At 62.3% G+C, this 13,536-nt stretch carries 10 protein-coding genes, 3 tRNA genes and 1 pseudogene; 11 read left to right on the top strand and 3 right to left on the bottom strand.

What is annotated here, in order from left to right; genetic code table 11:
* The first annotated feature begins 212 nt into the window (after positions 1–212).
* The 4 genes and pseudogenes from ABD884_RS05815 (at position 213) to ABD884_RS05800 (ending at position 1,923) form a co-directional block, all read left to right on the top strand.
* Positions 213–1,175 carry a sunset domain-containing protein gene (locus ABD884_RS05815; RefSeq protein ID WP_345039732.1) on the top strand — a complete coding sequence of 321 codons (963 nt, stop codon included), beginning with the start codon at positions 213–215 and terminating at the stop codon, positions 1,173–1,175.
* Between the two features lie 5 nt (positions 1,176–1,180).
* Positions 1,181–1,465 (top strand): annotated as a pseudogene (locus ABD884_RS05810) (PQQ-dependent sugar dehydrogenase); the annotation flags it as partial.
* A gap of 236 nt (positions 1,466–1,701) precedes the next feature.
* A tRNA-Lys gene (locus ABD884_RS05805) sits at positions 1,702–1,777 on the top strand.
* A gap of 70 nt (positions 1,778–1,847) precedes the next feature.
* Positions 1,848–1,923, top strand: a tRNA-Lys gene (locus tag ABD884_RS05800).
* 87 nt (positions 1,924–2,010) lie between these two features.
* Here the strand turns inward: ABD884_RS05800 and ABD884_RS05795 are convergent.
* The gene (locus ABD884_RS05795) at positions 2,011–2,487 is read right to left on the bottom strand and encodes a MarR family winged helix-turn-helix transcriptional regulator (protein WP_345039724.1); all 477 of its coding nucleotides are present in this window, start codon (positions 2,485–2,487) and stop codon (positions 2,011–2,013) included.
* 114 nt (positions 2,488–2,601) lie between these two features.
* Between ABD884_RS05795 and bcp the strand changes: the two genes are divergently transcribed.
* The 7 genes from bcp (at position 2,602) to ABD884_RS05760 (ending at position 11,688) form a co-directional block, all read left to right on the top strand.
* Complete coding sequence (gene bcp / locus ABD884_RS05790; RefSeq protein WP_345039717.1) at positions 2,602–3,078, top strand: thioredoxin-dependent thiol peroxidase; 477 nt, start codon at positions 2,602–2,604, stop codon at positions 3,076–3,078.
* A 118-nt stretch (positions 3,079–3,196) separates the two neighbouring features.
* A tRNA-Leu gene (locus tag ABD884_RS05785) sits at positions 3,197–3,278 on the top strand.
* Positions 3,279–3,410: 132 nt separating this feature from the next.
* Positions 3,411–5,078, top strand: a complete 1,668-nt coding sequence (locus tag ABD884_RS05780; protein ID WP_345039712.1) for an ABC transporter substrate-binding protein — start codon at positions 3,411–3,413, stop codon at positions 5,076–5,078.
* A gap of 79 nt (positions 5,079–5,157) precedes the next feature.
* Complete coding sequence (locus tag ABD884_RS05775) at positions 5,158–6,663, top strand: malate:quinone oxidoreductase (RefSeq protein ID WP_345039703.1); 1,506 nt, start codon at positions 5,158–5,160, stop codon at positions 6,661–6,663.
* A gap of 64 nt (positions 6,664–6,727) precedes the next feature.
* Positions 6,728–9,967: an efflux RND transporter permease subunit gene (locus tag ABD884_RS05770; RefSeq protein ID WP_345039697.1), complete on the top strand. Its 3,240-nt coding sequence runs from the start codon at positions 6,728–6,730 to the stop codon at positions 9,965–9,967.
* A gap of 126 nt (positions 9,968–10,093) precedes the next feature.
* Entirely contained in the window at positions 10,094–11,227 is a 1,134-nt protein-coding gene (locus ABD884_RS05765; RefSeq protein WP_345039690.1) for an LLM class flavin-dependent oxidoreductase, read from the top strand.
* Positions 11,224–11,688: a MarR family winged helix-turn-helix transcriptional regulator gene (locus ABD884_RS05760; RefSeq protein ID WP_345039680.1), complete on the top strand. Its 465-nt coding sequence runs from the start codon at positions 11,224–11,226 to the stop codon at positions 11,686–11,688. Before ABD884_RS05765 ends, ABD884_RS05760 begins: the two co-directional genes overlap by 4 nt.
* A 47-nt stretch (positions 11,689–11,735) precedes the next feature.
* On the opposite strand, the gene ABD884_RS05755 is transcribed toward ABD884_RS05760, so the two are convergent.
* Positions 11,736–12,542: a transglutaminase-like domain-containing protein gene (locus ABD884_RS05755; protein ID WP_345039674.1), complete on the bottom strand. Its 807-nt coding sequence runs from the start codon at positions 12,540–12,542 to the stop codon at positions 11,736–11,738.
* Positions 12,543–12,622: 80 nt separating this feature from the next.
* The gene (locus ABD884_RS05750; RefSeq protein WP_345039671.1) at positions 12,623–13,432 is read right to left on the bottom strand and encodes a hypothetical protein; all 810 of its coding nucleotides are present in this window, start codon (positions 13,430–13,432) and stop codon (positions 12,623–12,625) included.
* Positions 13,433–13,536: the final 104 nt, after the last annotated feature.

Here is a 13,536-nt window from a genome sequence, read left to right as displayed (position 1 = left end):
GACTCTTGAGTTGTGGCCACGAGCACGGCGGGCGGGTGGAGGCAAATTCAGTGCTAATTCATGCAATATTTCATGCAAATAGTGGACAGGCATCCCAATGCATGAAATCTGCCGGGACGCCTCGAATCGATAGGCCGTGCTAGACAGCCCCGTGGCGCGGACGTAACGTCAAATCACGACACCTGTGCCACTCGAACAGAAGGGCTCCTCCCATGGATTGGTTGATCTGGGTTATCGTCATTGTGTTGATCGTCGCGGTTGTCTGGTGGCTCTTGAGCCGCAACAGCGCGAAGTCTTCTTCGAGCGGCGTGGCAGGGTCCGCGCCGTCGCAAGCCGCCTCGTCACCAACCGCCGGACAAGACTTGGCCGAGGAACGCACGGCGGCACCAGAGCCCGAAACCGTGCCGGCGTCCGAATCGAAACTCGCCACCGAACCCGCATCTGAACCGGGCGACTCTGAACCGGGCGACGTCGACGACTGGGAGCGCCCTGTCCCACCCCACGCATCCGGGATGGACACCCCGCCAGAGTCACCAGCTGCCGGAAGCGTTCCCGGGGAGCCGATTTTCGACGAGCCCACGCTTGCAGAGCCCGTGCTGTCCGAGGAAGAAGCCCCCGAACAAGGCGCTCCCGAACCGGAACCCGAAGGCGGCGTGACAGCCGACGACGTCACGCCGGCCGATGCCGGACCTTCCGGTCCCGCCGCCCCAGCGAGTCACCTGGCGCCGGGCACCGGATCGGAAACACCTCAACCAGCCACCCCCGGGCAGCTGGCAGATAGCGCCGAATGGGAAGTCACATGGAGCGAAGGCGGCGCCCAGGGAGGTGCCGGCGCTCCGAGCCACCACCACGAGTACACGGACCCGCATGCACCAACGCTTCCAGGTGCGGAATCCGCCGCGGCGGAAACTGTCGACGCTGCTCCGGAATCCACTGACGCGGTTCTGCTGGGCGGGCATCTTGCCGCCGAGCAGCCGTATGGTGAGGGCTCGGCTGCTGCCGCTGCGGATGGAAGCGGACCTGATGGCTATGCCGTCAAGGGAAACGCCGACACCATGACCTACCACGATGAAGACAGTCCGTCCTACGACGAGGTCAAGGCCGAGGTCTGGTTTGTTTCGAGTGCCCACGCCGAAGCAGCCGGTTTCCGGCCGCCGCGGAGGAATCGGCGATAATCGGAGCTACGGCGGTCGGCGAGTTTCCCGGCGTCGTGCCCGCAGGTGAAGGTGGCCTGCCGGGGCCGCGGACGGGCGGTTGAGCCTCGGCACGCCCGACGTCACCTTCTCCGGCTTTCCCAAAGCCCCAACCCACGACGGCGGTCGCTTCCGCTTCGGTCCCGACGGTTTCCTCTACGTCTTCCTATACGTCGGCACAGGAGATTCACAGCGCCCGGGGGCAGGCTCAGGACCGCATTGCGCTTGGCGGAAAGTTCCTGCGGCTTGCCCCCGGTGGAAAACCCGTGCCAGTGGTCCGGCCGTCGACGGCGGATTTCTCACCGAGCAGCATGGAGCCGGGCGGCACCCTGCGGGTCCCGAGCAACAACCAAAACCCTGATTTCGCGCTACTCCTGAAGCCTCCCCGCCAAGGGCGGCCGAGGGGCTCAGTTCGATTTCACACTTCGGCAAGTGTCGTGTAGAGTTACATGTCGTTGCGGAGATCAACGAGGGAAGAAAAGCCTTCAGCTGATTGAAATCAACAGATGCACCTCTAGCTCAATTGGCAGAGCAATTGACTCTTAATCAATGGGTTCCGGGTTCAAGTCCCGGGGGGTGCACCAAAGGGAAGGACCCTTGGGCGGCGCTAGCCGCCCAAGGGTTATTTCTTTGCGTCGTGAGCAACAAACAATTGCACCTCTAGCTCAATTGGCAGAGCAATTGACTCTTAATCAATGGGTTCCGGGTTCAAGTCCCGGGGGGTGCACCAAAAGGAAGATCCCTGGACGGCGAAACGCCCTCCAGGGATCTTTGTCGTTCGGCCAGCTCCGCACCGGATGAACGAGCGAGCCAAAGCTCAGTCGGAGACTTCCCCGGGCGCCGCGACTGCGACAATGTCATGTACAACGGCCGAGGAACCACTGTTTGCCAGCTCACGCACCAAAGCCTGGAGTTCCCGCCGCAGTTTGGCCGTATCCACCGGAACAGGCGCAAGCACTTCACCTTCCAATTGCGTGGCGAGCCCGAGTGTACGCTCCCCCGCTTCGGTCAGGCTGACCACCTGGCTTCGACGGTCCGAGATGCTGCGCGTACGGCTGATATGGCCGTGGGTCTCCAACCTGGTGAGCGTCTTGCCCATCGTCTGCGCCTGCACGCGAACAATCTGGGCGAGCATGGATTGGGTGGTGGGTCCCTTTACGGCAAGGACTTCCATGACAATGACTCCGGCGTGAGTCAGCCCCATACCGCGCAGTTTCTCGTTCCAAGCGTGCTCCACGAGCCGCGCCGCTGTGGACAGCAGGCGCCCGGTGGGCCACCGTTCCATATCAGGCATAAGGGTTAGTATATCGACCGCAATGAACAGCTTGCGCCCGGATTCAATTCGGGAAGCGGACAGCTCGTCATTATGCTGAGTGGGCGCGGACGAAAACGCAATAAGGAGCACATCTTGGCCGAACGACTTATTCCGGGTGATACCGCCCCCGATTTCACCCTGAAGGACCATCATGGCCACGAGGTCGCCCTGGCCTCTTATCGTGGCCGCAATACAGTCATCTACTTCTACCCGGCGGCATCCACCCCGGCATGTGCACAACAGGCTTGTGATTTCCGCGACTCCCTGGCAGTCCTGCAGGATGCCGGTTACGAGGTCCTTGGGGTCTCTCCGGACCCGGTGAAGGATCTGGAAAAGTTCGCGGCCGAGGAATCACTGACGTTTCCCCTCCTGTCGGACGAAGGGCATCACGTGGCCGACGCGTATGCGGCGTGGGGCGAAAAGAAGAACTACGGCCGCACTTACCAAGGGCTGATCCGCTCAACCATCGTTGTCGACCCCGACGGCAAGGTGGCGGTGGCGCAGTACAACGTGCGGGCTACCGGCCATGTCGGAAAGCTCCTCAGGGACCTCAAGCTCAACAACAAGTAGTTCCCTCTGCGCGGCGTCGTTCCTGGCTGGGACAGCTTGGGGCTAACCGCGGGTACAATGGAGGCCGGTATATGGCCCGGAGCACGAAATCTGCTTCCAGGCCAACGCACCGACGCCTGCGCGAGTGGTGAAATTGGCAGACACGCAGGATTTAGGTTCCTGTGCCTTCGGGCGTGGGGGTTCAAGTCCCCCCTTGCGCACACAGGGAAGTGTCCCGGTCCTTGATCGGGGCACTTCCCGTTTTCAGCCAGGACCCAGGGCCCTGAACTAGACTGGCCCGCGGCCCGGCTGCCGAGGGCCCCAGCCCGTCCGACTGCCTTGAGGGGACAAGAGTGGTAAGCAGCAAGCTTCGCCGAGTTACGCTCCAAATCGGCGCAGGCCTTCTGGCCGTGGCTTTGGCCTCGTGCACAGCCAATCCAGGACCTGCTCCGTCAACATCGGCCGGAAGCGGCACCCAGGCGGAGCCGAGCAAGACCTTCAACTTCGGCACTCCGTCGATGCCCCTGGGACTCGACCCTGCCCTGACGAACGACTCGGAGTCGTATCGCGTCACCCGGCAAGTGATGGAAGGCCTTGTGGGAGTCGACGCCTCCACCGGCCAGCCAACTCCTCTGCTGGCCACAGCGTGGTCGCAAGGGAATGACGGACTCAGCTACGATTTCACGCTGCGGTCAAAGGTCACCTTCCAGGACGGAACCGCGTTTGATGCAGCCGCCGTGTGTAGTAACTTCAATCGTTGGTTCAACTTCCCGGCAACCCTTCGCCAGCAGGCACCAGGGATCCCCTTCAAGAGCGTCTTCAAGTCCTTCTCGGACGAACCATCGCTGTCAATCTTCAAGAACTGCAAGGTTGTCTCTGGCGACCACGTCCAAATCAACCTGAGCAAGCCCTTCACCGGCTTCCTTCAAGCCCTGACCCTGCCTGCTTTCGCCATGTCTTCCCCAAAAGCCTTGTCTGACGGCAATGCCAACGTCCTGGACAAAAAGCTGGGAGGACAGCCGGCGTCGTCCTATGCTTCCCACCCGGTGGGTACAGGTCCCTACGCCTTCTCTTCGTGGACCGCAGACCGGATCACACTCACTAGCTACAAGGGATACTGGGGAGACCGTGGAGAGATAGCCACGGTCAATTTCATTCCCTTCGATTATCCGCAGGCCCGCCTCCAAGCCCTGCTTGCCGGCACCATCGACGGATACGACCTCGTCACCGCCGGTACCTTCGATCAACTGGTCAGGAAGGGGATGCAAATCGTCCAACGGGACCCGTTCTCTGTGATGTACCTCGGCATGAACGAGTCCGTGGCGCCCCTTCAGAACCTTGGCGTGCGCCAGGCCATAGAGATGGCCATCGACAAGGACACCATCATCCACAAGTTCTTCATCGACAACACCTCTCCGGCGTCTCAATTCGTCCCACCCAAGCTGAGCGGCTTCAACAACAACGCCCCGTCCTTGGGATATGACCCCGGCAAGGCGAAGGAGCTGCTCGCCAAATCCGGCTACAAAGGCGAGGAACTCAAGTTCTACTACCCGCTCAACGTCACCCGCGCCTACCTTCCCACTCCGGAGAAGATCTACGCGGAGATCAGTGCGGAGCTCACGGCCATCGGGCTGAACATCAAGCCAGTGCCTGTGAACTGGGATGACGGCTACCTCGAGAAGGTCCAATCCCCGGGGGACCATGCACTTCATTTGCTCGGCTGGAACGGCGCCTACTCGGACCCGGACAACTTCGTTGGCACCCTTTTCGGTGACAACAACGGCGAGTTCGGTTACAGCGATCCGCAGGTCTTTTCAAAAATCGACCGTGCACGGGGGCTCCCCGACGGCTCGGACCGCAATTCGCAGTACCAGACCATCAACGCCCAGATCGCTGCCACCGTCCCGGCAGTCCCGATTGCCTTCCCCATTTCGGCTTTGGCCCTGTCCGACCGTGTTGAAAAGTACCCCGCGTCGCCTGTCTTAAACGAAGTTTTTACAAACGTTCGTCTGAAGTCTTGACGGCCCGCCGCAATTTCAGTTATGGGCCCACGCGGGGATATTCTGTGACAGCCAGTGCCGCCGCTATCGGAGATTGATCGTGACCTTCATTTCCAAGACACACCACGCTGACGTCGTCCTTATTGGGGGCGGGATCATGAGCGCCACCCTGGGTGCGTTCATCAAGCAGCTCGAACCCAACTGGACCATCTCCCTCTTTGAGCGACTCGACGAAGCCGGCCTGGAAAGCTCCGGACCGTGGAACAACGCGGGAACCGGACACGCCGCGCTGTGTGAGCTTAATTACTCGCCTGCAGCAAAAGACGGCTCTGTTGACCCGTCCAAGGCCCTCCATATCAACGAGCAATTCCAGCTTTCCCGGCAGTTCTGGTCCCATCTGGTGGACAACAAGTTGATCGGCTCCCCCAAGGGTTTCATCAACACCGTTCCACACATGAGCTTCGTCATCGGCGACAAGCACGCGGACTTCCTCAAGAACCGCTACGAGGCCCTCAAGCCCAACGCACTCTTCCGCAGCATGGAATACACGGAAGACCAAGCCCAGATCGCCAAGTGGGCTCCACTGATCGTCAAGGGACGCGACGCCAAGCAGCGCGTTGCCGCCACCCGCGCAGCGGAAGGCACCGACGTCGACTTCGGCGCCTTGACCCGCGAACTGACCGGCTACCTCGCCGGCAACGGCGTTGAAGTCAACCATGGCCACAACGTCACCAATGTCCGCAAAGCGTCCGACGGCGGCTGGGACCTTTCCCTCAAGCACCCCGCCTCCGGCGAACATGGCCAGATCCACGCCAAGTTCGTCTTTGTCGGCGCCGGCGGCGGAGCGCTGCATCTGCTGCAGGCCTCGGGCATCCCGGAGAGCAAGGGCTACGGTGGTTTCCCCGTATCCGGGCAATTCTTCCGCTGCACCGACGAGGCAATCGCCCGCCAGCACAGCGCCAAGGTCTATGGCCAGGCTTCCGTGGGCGCCCCGCCCATGTCCGTGCCCCACCTGGACACCCGCTACGTTGCCGGCAAGCGTTCCCTGCTTTTTGGCCCGTACGCCGGTTTCTCCACCAACTTCCTGAAGACCAGCAGCTATTTGGACCTGCCGCTATCCATCCGCCCGGGCAACATCATCCCGATGTTGGCCGTGGCCAAGGACAACATGGACTTGACCGCTTACTTGATCAAGGAAGTGGCCAAGCGCCACGACGCCAAGGTGGAGTCCCTCCGCGAGTACTACCCCCAGGCCGACGGCGGCAACTGGGAACTGATCACCGCGGGCCAGCGCGTCCAGATCATCAAGAAGGACTCCAAGAAGGGCGGCGTGCTGCAGTTCGGCACGGAAGTCATCACGGCTCGCGACGGTTCCATCGGCGCACTGCTCGGCGCCTCCCCCGGAGCCTCCACCGCCGTCCCCATCATGATCGAGATGCTTCAGCGGTCCTTCCCGAAGAATTTCAAGGGCTGGCAGTCCAAGCTCAAGGAAATGATGCCAGGGTACGGGGTCAGGCTGAACGAAAATCCGGAACTCGCCGCCGAGCTGGAAGCCAGTACTGCCCGTTCGCTGCAACTTGAGGCTGCGGACGCCGTTCAGCATTAGGAACCGTCCAGGCTACGGCCGGTTCGCGATACGAAACAGACCGTAGACCCCGGGAGAAAATGCGATGTTCCGTCTGGCAAAGCTTTCACTGGCGAACAGGGCGTTGATCGCGCTGATCACCGTTTTCGCTGCGGTGTTCGGCGTGATCACGATGTCCTCGCTCAAGCAGGAACTTATCCCCTCGATCGAGTTCCCGCAGATTTCGGTGATCACGGCAATGCCGGGCGCGTCTCCGGAAGTTGTCGACAAGCAACTCAGCCGCCCCCTGGAAACGGCGTTGAACAGTGTCGAGGGCCTCGAATCGACCACGTCGACATCGCGGAACGGCGTCTCGCAGATCACTATGGTGTTCACCTACGGTTCGAACCTGGACCGGGCACGCAATCAAATCGATCGCGCCATCTCCAACGCCAAACGTGTCCTGCCGGCCGACGTCGAGCCGCAGTCCTTCGCGGGAAGCATCAGCGACTTCCCGATCGTGTACTTGGCCGTTTCGTCGGACAAGCCGCTGAGTGAGTTGAACACGGACTTGCAGCGGCTTAGTGTTCCCCGACTCCAAAAGCTCGACGGCGTGCGGAGCGCTGACGTGACCGGTGGCGCTACTCAGCACATCCTGATCCAACCCAATGTCCAGGCCATGGCCGCGAGCGGCGCCACGGTCCAGTCGCTGACGAATGCCCTGAAGAACAACGGGACGCTGGTCCCGGCTGGAACCATTGAGGACCAGGGCAAGACGCTTTCCCTTCAAATCGGCAGCCCGGTGGACTCCCTCGACGTCGTCAAGGGCTTGCCGCTCACCGGCGCGAAGGCCGGAACCACAATCAGCTCCGTTGCCGACGTGAGCATCCAGGACGACGCCGCAACCTCGATTACCCGGACCAACGGGAAGCCGACGCTGGCCCTGTCCGTCACGAAGAAGCCCGACGGCGATACCGTTGCCATTTCGCACGCCGTCAAGGATTCCATCGCCCAGATGGAGGCAGAACTCGGCGCCAATGCGCATTTCACTCCGGTATTCGACCAGGCGCCATACATCGAAAAGTCCATCAAGGACCTCACCACGGAGGGCCTTCTTGGACTCGGCTTCGCCGTGGCAGTCATCTTGGTGTTCCTCATGTCGGTGCGCTCCACGCTGGTGACAGCAGTATCGATTCCCTTGTCGCTGCTGATCACGTTCATCGGAATATCAGCGACCCACTACTCGCTCAACATCCTCACCCTCGGCGCTTTGACCATTGCGATAGGCCGGGTGGTGGACGACTCGATCGTCGTGATTGAGAACATCAAGCGGCACCTCAGTTACGGAGAGCACAAGCTCGCGGCGATCCTCAATTCCATCCGGGAAGTTGCCGGGGCCATCACGGCATCCACGCTGACCACGGTTGCCGTCTTCCTGCCGATCGCTTTTGTGGGCAACCTGGCGGGCGAATTGTTCCGGCCCTTTGCCTTGACGGTGACGATCGCTTTGCTGTCCTCGTTGCTCGTGTCCCTCACCATCGTCCCGGTACTGGCCTACTGGTTCCTCAAGTCGCCGGCCGCCGGCGCTGCGGGAGCCGACGATTCCCGCACCGGCGATGCGGTTGCCGCCGCGCACGAAGCCGAGCAACGCAGCCGGCTGCAGCGCGGCTATTTGCCTATCCTTGCCAAAACCCAGAAACACCCGGTCATGACGATCGTCGCTGCGGTCCTTGTGTTAGGCGGAACAGCAGCTATGTCGCCATTGTTGGCCACTGACTTGTTGGGCGACTCCGGGCAGAACAGCATGACCGTGCGCCAGGTGCTACCGGCGGGCACCAGCCTCGAACAAACCAGCGCTGCCGCTGCGCAAGTGGAATCCGTCCTGCACGGGATCGATGGCATTAAGGACATCCAGGTAACCTCAGGCAACGCCCAGACCGGTTTCGCCGCACTCACCTCGAGCGGCGCATCCAACTCGACGTTCACAGTGGTGACTGACGACAAAGCTGACCAGCAAAAGCTGCAGGATACGGTGCGGTCCCGCCTCGCCGGTGCTTCGGCTGCAGGCAAGGTCACGGTGGGTGCCCAACAGGGTGGTTTGGGCACCTCATCCACGGTCGACATCACCATTAACGCGGCGAGCTCCGCGGATCTGAAGACCGCAAGCGATGCGGTAGTGAATGCCATGGACGGCGTCCCCGGGAGTTCGGAGGTAGCCACGAACCTGGATGCCAGCCAGTCCGTGGTCCAAGTAAAGGTTGACCGCGCCAAAGCCGTGGCAGCCGGACTGAACGAAGAGCAGGTCGCCGGTGTCTTGGCGTCCACGGTCAGTCCCGTCCCCGCGGGCACTGTCCGCATCGAGACGACGGACTTCCCCGTACAGATCGGCGAAGGCACGCATTTCAGCAGCATCGCCGATGTCAGGGCCATCAAGCTCCCGACGCCGGGAGGGCCGGTTCCGCTGTCCAGCATCGCTTCCGTGGATCAAGTTGACACACCAGTGTCCATCACCAGCAGCGACGGCCAGCGAAGCGCGAAGGTGACTGTCACGCCGTCGGGCTCCAACCTCGGTGCCGTCAGCACGGCAGTCACTGACCGGCTGAAAGCAGTCCAGCTCCCGGCAGGCGTCACCGCCGCCATCGGGGGTGCGACGACGCAGCAGGCGGACTCGTTCCAGCAGCTCGGCCTGGCGCTCCTGGCCGCCATCGCCATCGTCTACGTCATCATGGTGGCCGCGTTCAAGTCCCTCATCCAGCCACTCATCTTGTTGGTGTCCGTGCCTTTTGCGGCCACGGGCGCCATTGCCCTGCTCCTGGTGACCGGTGTGCCGCTCGGACTTCCTGCCCTGATCGGCATGCTGATGTTGGTGGGGATCGTGGTGACCAATGCGATTGTCCTGATCGACCTCATCAACCAGTACCGTAAACCACACGGTGGCACCCCTGGAATGAGCGTGGCCGAAGCTATCACCCATGGCGCCCGGCAGCGGCTGCGTCCCATCCTCATGACTGCGCTCGCAACCGTCTTCGCTTTGACGCCCATGGCTTTGGGCCTCACGGGGGGCGGCGGTTTCATTTCGCGGCCGCTGGCGATTGTGGTTATCGGCGGCCTTGTCTCCTCGACGGCGCTGACGCTGGTCCTGGTACCTGTCCTCTACAAGCTGGTCGAAGGCCGGCGGGAGAAGAAGGCGCTGCTCAAGGCACTCACGCAACGCCCCGACGTCGCTGGCCACGGCGATGCAGACCACGGTGTAGCAGGCCACGGCGATGCAGACCACTTGGACTGGACCACGGGAATGATCCCCCGCGTCACCGGGCGGCGGGCCGCCTCCGGCCCCGCCGAGTAGGCCAACATACCGGGAACAAAATGGTGCCTTACCCCGTTGTAGGCAGTGATACATGCAAATGCATCTATTTTGGGATAGACTGTTGGCAGGGCCCGAACACCAACCGGGCAGGCAGAAAGGCACATCATGGAGATCGGCGTATTCAGCGTCAGCGACATCACCACTGACCCCACCACGGGCCACACCCCCACGGAGAACGAGCGCATCAAGGCCGCCGTGGCCATCGCCAAGAAGGTCGAAGAAATCGGCATGGATGTCTATGCGATAGGCGAGCACCACAACCGGCCCTTCTTCTCATCGTCCCCCACCACCACTCTGGCCTACATCGCGGCGCAGACTGAGCGCATCACGCTCTCCACGTCCACCACACTGATCACCACGAACGATCCCGTGAAGATTGCCGAAGACTTCGCCATGCTGCAGCACCTGGCGGATGGCCGCGTGGACCTCATCATGGGCCGCGGCAATACCGCACCGGTCTACCCCTGGTTCGGCAAGAACATCCAAGACGGGATCGAGCTCGCCGTCGAAAACTACTCCCTGCTGCGCCGGCTCTGGGATGAGGACACCGTCAACTGGAGCGGCAAGTACCGCACCCCGCTGCAGAATTTCACGTCCACGCCCCGCCCGCTCGACGGCGTGGCCCCCTTCGTCTGGCACGGATCCATCCGCAGCCCCCAGATCGCGGAACTCGCCGCGTACTATGGCGACGGCTTCTTCGCCAACAACATCTTCTGGCCCAAGGAGCATTACCAGCAGCTGATCGGCCTGTACCGCGAACGCTACGAGCACTATGGCCATGGCAAGGCAGACCAAGCGATTGTCGGACTCGGCGGACAATTCTTCATGCGCAAGAATTCCCAGGATGCCGTCAAGGAATTCCGTCCTTACTTCGACAATGCACCGGTCTACGGCCACGGACCCTCGCTCGAGGACTTCACCTCCCAGACGCCCCTCACGGTCGGCAGCCCGCAGGAAGTCATCGAAAAGACCTTGGCTTTCCGCGAGTACTTCGGCGATTACCAGCGCCAGCTGTTCCTGGTGGATCACGCCGGACTGCCGCTCAAGACCGTCCTGGAGCAACTGGACCTCTTCGGCGAAGAAGTCCTGCCGGTCCTGCGCAAGGAATTCGCTGATCGCAAGCCGGCCCACGTACCTGACGCCCCTACCCACGCCTCACGCGTGGCCGCGTCCGTGATCGCCTCGGCCAGTGAGGCGGTTGCCGAGGCTGCCAGTGACGCCGCAGGGCGGAAGCCGTGAGCACCAAGGCGCCCAGCTCCTCGTCAGTGCGCCTCGCCGCCGAAACCTGGGAGTCCTTGTTCCGCTCCCAGGTGGCGGTGATGCGCCGGCTTCAGGCCGGGAAAGCATTCAGGACGTTGCCCATCAAGGAATATGACGTCTTGTTCACCCTTTCCCGATGCCCCACGGGCAAACTGCGGCTGAACGAGATCAACGACCATGTCCTGCTCAGCCAATCCAGTCTGAGCCGGCTGGTTGACAGGCTGGAAAAGCGCGGCCTGGTGGAGCGCAGCATCGCCCCCGACGACGGTCGCGGAATCCTCCTCGGGCTGACTCCGGCCGGCCAGGAACTGCAGAAGGAGATCGGCCGGGAGCACATCCGCGATATTGCCGAGCTGGTAGCCCCTGCCCTGACGGTCGAGGAACAGCGTGAGCTTCTCCGGCTGACGGAAAAGCTGCAAGCCTTCGTCGCTCGCAAATAGCCAAGGGAGGGCCGCGCTGCGGCTGGCCCGGGACTGCCGCAGCGCGGCTAGCGAAGGATGACGAGTTTTTCCGGATCCTCCTCCGGCAGCTCGTCGGCCACTACCGCAGTGACTTTCATGCTTTTCAATGACAAGCTGCCGCCCACCGTGGACAGGAACGCGGTGTCGGAGGAATCGCGCCCGGCCGTGATGCGGAGCATGGACTCCCTGGGGGCCAGTCCGGTGGGGTCGATCACGTACCATGTTCCGTCGAGGTGGGCTTCTGCCACGGCGTGGAAATCCATGGGACTCAGGCCCGGGGCGTACACTGCGGCAAGCCGCGCCGGGATGTCCTTGGAACGGAGCAGGGCAACAGCCAAGTGGGCAAAGTCGCGGCAAACTCCTTTGCGGTGCAGGAGCGTTTCCACGGCCCCATCGGTTCCGCGCGAGGAACCACTGACGTAGCGCAGCTCGCCGTGGACCCAGTTCCGGACCGCCTGCAACAGCTCTTCGCCGTGCACCCCTCCGAACTCAGCGTACGACGTCGGAAGGAGCCGATCAGACTCGGCATAGCGGCTGGGACGCACATAACGGATGAGTTCCATGCGTGAGGACTCGTCCGGAAGGCCAAGACCCTCCACCGAGGCGCGGTAGTCCACTGTGACCTCGCTGGGTTCGGCGAACTCCATGTAATGGAATCGCCCACCATGATGGTCTGTCAGCTCAGTGAGAGGGACTGCCGCACCCTCGACCGTGACGTTCAATTCTTCAGTCAAAGATTCATAGCCTGGATTACTGGCCACGGCGATGGCCATCGCTACCTTGGTGTTCGCGACGGTCTTGAAAACGAGCTGGGCAGCAACGTTGCGTTCCATGGATCTCCGGAGTATTGCGGCTGGACAACCCGCTGAAGATGCGGGGTTGGCACCAGCGAGTGTATGTGTCAATCGTGGTTCTACGGATTGACCTTCAGAGACAGTAGCATCCGCTGGACGTTGGCAAATTCCGAGCTCTGGTCAACGTACTTGGCCGCCTGGTCCAAAGTGTCGAAGGACTTCGCCGGCGCAACCACTTCATCCGTGGCAAAAGCGTGCACAGCGGGCATGTCCCCAAAGTAGTAGTCTCCCTTTCCTGCGGGTCCCACCACAAGGTTCCGCAGCTGGCAGGCCTGGCTATCGGTCCCGGCCACCAGATTGGTGATGCCGTACGAGCCGAAGAATTTATAGCCTTGGATCACCCGGAACACCACGCGCGGGGGAATCGTGGAATCACCGCCGGCATGGGGCAGGTCAATGGGCACGCTGCTGACCACCACGTAGGGCCGCTTGGCGGCTGGGCTGCAATCAGCCGGGCTCACTGAGGGCAGTCCGGTATGAAGGGTCGCCAGATACCCTCCCTTCGCGTCCTTGACCTCGATCTTCAAAGCGCCCGGCAGGGATCCGGCATCGGGTGTGACCGACTGCGCGATCCAGTCACTTGGCAGATCGAAGCTGACCTTCTTGGCCGGATCCGAGTACGTCTTCCAAACCGCGGCGGTTGCCCCCGGCGAAGCTGTAGCGCCAGCGGAGGGGCTGTCGGTGTGGGCACCCGACGGCGGAGCCGTACTGACGCCCGACGCGGCCGGGGCGCCCGGCGATGCGCTGTCGGACCCTGCCGTCCAGGCAGGTCCGCCCTTGCCCTCGGAACTGCAGCCAACCGCGGCAACGACGATGAGTGCGCCCAGGACGGCGGTTGAAACCTTCGACGGGATCCGTTTGGCTCTCATGCGCACCAGCCTAGCGGCGCAGAGCCGCTGCCCGTTCGTCCGGAACAGTGCTTCGAAAGGTGTTTCGCACGCGCAGAACTGCCGACGGCGTTGGGCCCGGCGTC

It is taken from the genome of Arthrobacter methylotrophus (genome assembly GCF_039539965.1).
GTDB lineage: Bacteria > Actinomycetota > Actinomycetes > Actinomycetales > Micrococcaceae > Arthrobacter > Arthrobacter methylotrophus.
Note: the sequence above shows the minus strand (reverse complement) of the source record. Positions and strands in the feature narration are given on the sequence as shown.